We start from the raw sequence: 4932 nt of genomic DNA, 5'->3' as shown, positions 1-4932 counted from the left end.
GACAGAGGGGCGCGGGGGAGTGCTTCTCCTTCAGCGGCTCCACCTGGTTTCTCCCCTCTTGGGTTGTGCTCCCCCCCCCCCCGACCCCCAAACCCCCCCCTCCCCCCCCCCCCCGGGGGGCGGCCGTACGGGAGGGGTAGGCCGGTACCTGCTCAGGCACCCGACCGCAGTCGGGCCCGGTGCGCCTGGCCGAGCGTTTCGTCGTCCGTGGTGCGGACGTTGGTCAGGTCCACCGCGACCTTCTCCAGGTGTTCGGCCACCTGCCGCCACGTGTCGGCGCAACCGCGGGCGAGTTCGGCGATGACCGTGACGCGGTGAGGCGGCACGTTGCCGAGCAGCCGGGCCCAGTCCTGGCTGCGCACGGTCACCACGTTGAGCCAGCGCAGCAGCACCCGGCCGTCCTCCGTCAGCCGTATGGAGGGGTCACGGCTGAGATGGCTCAGCAGCAGGGCCCGTGACGGCCGGCTCTTCTCGGTCCGGTCGATCCGGGCCGGTGACGGCTCGGCGTCCGCCGCGTCCTCCCGCAGGCGGTCGCGTCCGGGCAGCGGACTCTCGCCGCGCCGAAGGCGTTTGCGGACGTCGGAGGCGGTGCCCAGGGACACTCCGGCCTTGGCCGCGATCTGGCGCAGCGGCGCGGACGGGTTCTCCTGGATCAGCCGGCCCGCCAGCCGCCGCCCTTCCGTGGGGTCCAGCGGCCGGGACCGTCCGTCGCGGCCGATCCGGACGTTCGACTGAGGAACACCCCCGGTCGAACAGGACCGCAGGGTCCCCACGGTCTTGGCGGAGAGGCCGGTCGCCCGCCCGATGACCCGGTCGGACCACAGGGGGTGGGTGCGCAGGATGCGGGTCGCGGCGGCCTTGCGGTCGTCGAGGGAGAGCGGCAGCCCGTGGGCGATGTTGCAGGTGACGGCGAGGACGAACGCCTCTTTCTCCTCCCCGTCGAAGTACCGGACCGCGATCTCGGCGGCGCCGCGCAGTTCGGCCGCCCGCAGCCGGTGCATGCCGTCGATGACGCGTTTCGTCGAGGACATCACCACGATGGGCGGAAGTTCCACTCCGGATTCCGCGAGGGTACGAATGTGTTCGGCGTCCTCACCGGCACTCCGCGGCGAGTCGGAAACCCGTAGGGAATCAATGGACACCATGACCACGTCAGATAACCGCATCCGGTGCTCGTCGGACACGCCCGCGTATCCCCCAGGCTGATCGCGGGTTTGAACAGGATTGTTACCTAAAACAGGATCCATTACCTATCCTTCGGTCGCCAAGGTATTCACGGCGGCACGGGCAGCGCCTTCGATCTTTCACCCGGTATATGCTTAGCACCTATAACCGCTTGACGAAAGCTTTACCAAGTGGCCGATATTCGCCGCCCCCGCGCGAGCAGAGCGCCGGGCTCCTCACCCCTTCCTCGCAGGCCGCACCGGGGGGCACGGGCCACACCGAGGGGTGCAGGCCACACCGGACCGGTAAGCCCCACTGGCACCATGCGCCTATCACCTCGCTTTTCAGCCATTCCGGACAACCGATCTCGTATCCGAAGAGCGCATTTTTGACGCCAAAGAATGAACAGGGCGACGGGAACGCGCCAGACCATCGAACGTTTCTCGCCACTGTCCGGTGACGGACATCTCCCCGGCAGATCCCCGAACCCGTGCCTCCACGACCACGCAGGGAGAACGACATGAAAGCGCTCGTACTGGCCGGCGGATCCGGCACTCGCCTCAGGCCCATCACGCACACCTCTGCCAAGCAATTGGTGCCCGTCGCCAACAAGCCGGTACTTTTCTACGGGCTGGAGGCCATCGCCGCGGCCGGGATCACCGATGTCGGCATCGTCGTCGGTGACACCTTCGGTGAAATAACCGACGCCGTGGGAGACGGCTCGAAATTCGGTCTCGACGTGACGTACATCCCGCAGCCGAAACCGCAGGGACTCGCGCACGCCGTACTGGTCGCCCGTGAATACCTGGGCGCGGACGACTTCGTCATGTACCTCGGCGACAACTTCGTGGTGGGGGGCATCGAGGGCCCGATCCGGGACTTCCGGGCCGTCCGGCCGGACGCGCACCTGCTGCTCACCCACGTGTCCGACCCCCGCTCCTTCGGGGTCGCCGAGCTGGACGCCTCGGGGCGGGTGCGCGGGCTGGAGGAGAAGCCGGTCCGCCCCAAGAGCGACCTCGCCCTGGTCGGGGTGTACCTCTTCTCCCCCGCCATCCACGAGGCCGTGCGGGCCATCAAGCCTTCCTGGCGCGGGGAGCTGGAGATCACCGACGCGGTGCAGTGGCTGATCGAGGCCGGCCGGGACGTGCGCAGCACGCAGATCACGGGCTACTGGAAGGACACCGGCAACGTGGCCGACATGCTGGAGGTGAACCGGCTCGTCCTGGAGGAGACCGAGGCGCGCTGCGACGGGCTGGTGGACGAGCACAGCGACCTCATCGGCCGCGTCCAGGTCGAGGGGGGCGCCGAGGTGCGCAACTCCCGGGTGGTCGGCCCCGCGGTGATCGGCGCGGGCACGGTCGTGAGCGGGTCCTACGTGGGACCCTTCACCTCCATCGCCGAGGACTGCGTGCTCGAGGACAGCGAGGTGGAGTTCTCCATCGTGCTGCGCGGCGCCTCGATCTCCGGCGTGCGGCGCATCGAGGCGTCCCTCATCGGCCGGCACGTGCAGGTGACGTCCGCGCCGCCGGTGCCGCACGCCCACCGGCTCGTGCTGGGCGACCACAGCAGGGCCCAGATCTCCTCGTGACGCGCCCTCCCCTCGTGCCGACCGTCCGACCCGGAAAGCGGAGCCCGCTGCCATGACCACACATCTGCTCGTCACCGGAGGGGCCGGTTTCATCGGCTCCCACTACGTCCGCACCCTGCTCGGGCCCGACGGGCCTCCCGACGTGGTGGTGACCGTGCTGGACGCCCTGACCTACGCGGGCAACCCGGCCAACCTGGCCGCCGTGCGCGACCACCCCCGCCACCGGTTCGTGCACGGCGACATCTGCGACGCGGACCTGGTCGACCGGGTGATGGCGGGGCAGGACCAGGTCGTGCACTTCGCCGCCGAGTCCCACGTCGACCGCTCGCTGCTGGACGCCTCCGCCTTCGTGCGGACCAACGTGCACGGCACCCAGGTCCTGCTGGACGCGGCGCTGCGGCACGGGGCGGCGCCCTTCGTCCAGGTGTCCACGGACGAGGTCTACGGCTCCGTCGAGCGCGGCTCGTGGACCGAGGACGAACCGCTGCGCCCCAACAGCCCCTACTCCGCGTCCAAGGCCTCCGCCGACCTGCTGGCCCTGGCCCACCACGTCAGCCACGGCCTGGACGTGCGGGTGACCCGCTGCTCCAACAACTACGGTCCCCACCAGTTCCCCGAGAAGCTCGTCCCCCGCTTCGTCACCCTGCTGATGGACGGGCACCGGGCGCCCCTCTACGGGGACGGGCTGCACGTGCGCGAATGGCTGCACGTCGACGACCACGTGCGGGGCATCGAGGCGGTGCGCACCCGTGGCCGGGCCGGCCGCGTCTACAACATCGGCGGCGGCACCACCCTGAGCAACCGGGAGCTGGTGGGGCTGCTGCTGGAGGCGTGCGGGGCCGACTGGAGCCGGGTGGAGCACGTCGAGGACCGCAAGGGCCACGACCGGCGCTACTCCGTCGACTCCACGCGGGTGCAGCGGGAGCTGGGCTTCCGGCCGGCCACCCCCCTGGACGCCGGGCTGGCCGCCACGGTCGCCTGGTACCGGGACCACCGCTCCTGGTGGGAGCCGCTGCTCCCGGCCCGCTCGCCGTCCTAGGTGTCCGGCCGTTCCCGGCCGGACCGCCCCGGACGGACCGCTCCGCCCTTCCCGACGCCCGGTACGCACCCCTCGGAGACCGACACCATGCCCCCGTACCCCCGCCCGCGGTGGCTCGTCACCGGTGCGTCCGGCATGCTGGGGCGCGATCTCACCTCCCTGCTGCGGCGCCGGGGAACCCCGGTCACCGCGCTCGGCCGGCACGCCCTGGACATCACCGACGAGGGGGCCGTGCGGGCCGCGCTCGCCCGCCACCGCCCGGCGGTGGTGGTCAACTGCGCGGCGTGGACCGCTGTCGACGCAGCGGAGGCGGAGCCGTCCCGCGCGATGGCGGTGAACGGCGCCGGGCCGCTCCACCTCGCCCGGGCCTGCCGTGTCCTGGGGGCCGTGCTGCTCCAGCTCTCCACCGACTACGTGTTCGCCGGTACGGCGGAGCGGCCGTACCGGGAGGACGACCCCACGGGTCCCGCCACCGTCTACGGGGTCACGAAGCGGGCCGGGGAGCACGCGGTGCTCGACCTCCTGCCGGAGGCCGGCTTCGTGGTCCGTACGGCCTGGCTGTACGGGGCGGGCGGGTCCAACTTCGTGACCACGATGATGCGGCTGGAAGCCGAGCGGGACACCGTGCTGGTCGTCGACGACCAGCACGGCCAGCCGACCTGGACCGCGGACGTGGCCGGCCGGCTGGCGGCGCTCGGCACGGCGGCACTGGCGGGCACGGCGCCCGCCGGGGTATACCACGCGACCAACTCGGGCCACACCACCTGGTACGCCCTGGCCCGCGAGACGTTCCGGCTGCTCGGCGCCGACCCCGGCCGGGTGCGGCCCACCACCAGCCGTGCGCTGGCCCGCCCGGCCCTCCGGCCGGGGTACAGCGTGCTGGACCACGACCGCTGGCGGGCGGCGGGGATGGAGCCGCTGCGGGGCTGGGACGCCGCGCTGGCGGAGGCGTTCCCCTCGCTGTGCGGGGCGGTGGGACGCTCGGCGCTGCCCCGGTCCTGAGCCGCCGTCGCGGCCCCCACGACGCGGGGGGGGGGGGGGGGGGAGGAGGAGGGGGGGGGGGGGGTGGGGGGGGGGGGGGGGGTGGGTGGGGGGGGGGGGGGGGGTGGTGGGGGGGGGGGGGGGGGGTGCGCCCCCCCCC

General features: G+C 72.3%; 4 protein-coding genes. 3 read left to right on the top strand and 1 reads right to left on the bottom strand.

Translation table 11 applies throughout. The features are described from left to right. Positions 1 to 152: 152 nt before the first annotated feature. Positions 153 to 1055 carry a ParB/RepB/Spo0J family partition protein gene (locus AC07A6_RS33585; protein ID WP_478779635.1) on the bottom strand — a complete coding sequence of 301 codons (903 nt, stop codon included), beginning with the start codon at positions 1053 to 1055 and terminating at the stop codon, positions 153 to 155. Positions 1056 to 1684: 629 nt separating this feature from the next. Here AC07A6_RS33585 and AC07A6_RS33580 point away from each other — a divergent pair. From AC07A6_RS33580 to rfbD, 3 genes are all read left to right on the top strand, one after another. Next, entirely contained in the window at positions 1685 to 2752 is a 1068-nt protein-coding gene (locus AC07A6_RS33580) for a glucose-1-phosphate thymidylyltransferase (protein WP_362466718.1), read from the top strand. Positions 2753 to 2804: 52 nt separating this feature from the next. After that, positions 2805 to 3791, top strand: a complete 987-nt coding sequence (gene rfbB / locus AC07A6_RS33575; protein WP_362466721.1) for a dTDP-glucose 4,6-dehydratase — start codon at positions 2805 to 2807, stop codon at positions 3789 to 3791. 87 nt (positions 3792 to 3878) lie between these two features. Continuing rightward, positions 3879 to 4793, top strand: coding sequence for a dTDP-4-dehydrorhamnose reductase (gene rfbD / locus AC07A6_RS33570; RefSeq protein ID WP_478779634.1), 915 nt, complete (start codon positions 3879 to 3881; stop codon positions 4791 to 4793). Positions 4794 to 4932 lie beyond the last annotated feature (139 nt).

This window comes from Streptomyces sp. NPDC044002 (genome assembly GCF_056434525.1).
The sequence above is the reverse complement of the archived record's forward strand: the minus strand, read 5'-3'. Positions and strand labels throughout refer to the sequence as shown.